Source organism: Streptomyces sp. NPDC006339, assembly GCF_040612775.1.
Classification (GTDB): Bacteria; Actinomycetota; Actinomycetes; order Streptomycetales; family Streptomycetaceae; genus Streptomyces.
Window position 1 is genome coordinate 1 of record NZ_JBEXQW010000123.1, and the last position, 1,135, is coordinate 1,135.

Here is a 1,135-nt window from a genome sequence, read left to right on the forward strand (position 1 = left end):
CACCTGCTGACAGGCCGGCTGTCCGTGACCGTCGCCTCCGGCACCCGCATCCCCTATGCCGAGGTGCGGAAGCTGGAGGACGCCGGCCTGGTCGTCCGGGATACCGGCCACCCCTTGCACGCCGGCCAGCCGGTCGCTCTGACCGACGCCGGCCGCGCCGCGCTGTTCGCCGCCCGCCGGCCGCCCACCACCACGCAGGTGCCGAAGCCCCCGGCCCGGCCTGGGGCATGGCCGTCCACCCCGGTTCGGCGGCGCTGAATCCCACCGAAAGGCTCTTGTTGTCCTCCACCGAACCGGCGCCTGGCCGGAAGTCCATCCCCGTCGTTGATTTCGGCCTGGACGACTTCGACGCCGACGACGAGGTTCTCCTCGACTTCGATCGCCAGGTCGGAGTCGGGGACATGCTCACCCCGCTCGCCGAGCACCACTCAGCCGATGGCGTGCACAGCTACTACGTGTTGTTCGACGGCTCGGTCACATGGGGAATTCCCGGTATGCCGCAGCTGATGGCCCTGCACCTTCAACGCGACCGGGAAAAGCGGACGTTCACCTTCGAGGGGAAACGGCTGCCGCTGCCCTCGATGGCGCAGTCGTGGCTCATCCACCGTGGCTGCCCACCCGAAGCCATCGTCCTCGACCCCGAGCTGGGGCCACCGGCGGCGGACGAGACGACGCGCGCACTGGAACGCCGCCTCGCCGGCGACGGCGACCACTACGCCATGGGCTACTCCTACACCCGCGACGACCCGGACGACATGGTCACCGTCGTCGCGCTGCGCGCCCTGGACGAGCGGGCCCCCAGCCCGTTCCGCGTCCTGGTCGACGAGGTCGACACCGACGCATGGACCCACACCCTGCGCGAGGGCGGCTTCGCCACCCAAGCCGAGGCCCTGCGCTGGTGCGACGACCGACTCACCGGTAAGGCCGCGCCCCTCCCGCCGGTCCGCCCAGCAGCCGCAGCCACCCGCCCGGCCGGCTTGCCCAAGGCCCCTGCCGCACCCCCGCCCGGCCGCTCGCGCTGAGCACCACCGCCGACCAGAGCGGCGAAACATAGCCGACGATCGCCGGTTAGCCAAACCGGCGATTCTCCGGACTCTTATATAGCCGCCGGGTCAAAGCCCGGTTCCTTTCCACG

At 71.1% G+C, this 1,135-nt stretch carries 1 protein-coding gene and 1 pseudogene; both read left to right on the forward strand.

Translation table 11 applies throughout. The features are described 5' to 3' along the window. Window positions 1–258 (forward strand): annotated as a pseudogene (locus ABZ135_RS38790) (hypothetical protein); the annotation flags it as partial. 17 nt (window positions 259–275) lie between these two features. Continuing rightward, a complete protein-coding gene (locus ABZ135_RS38795; RefSeq protein WP_356703136.1) occupies window positions 276–1,022 on the forward strand; it encodes a hypothetical protein in 747 nt (248 codons plus the stop codon). Window positions 1,023–1,135: the final 113 nt, after the last annotated feature.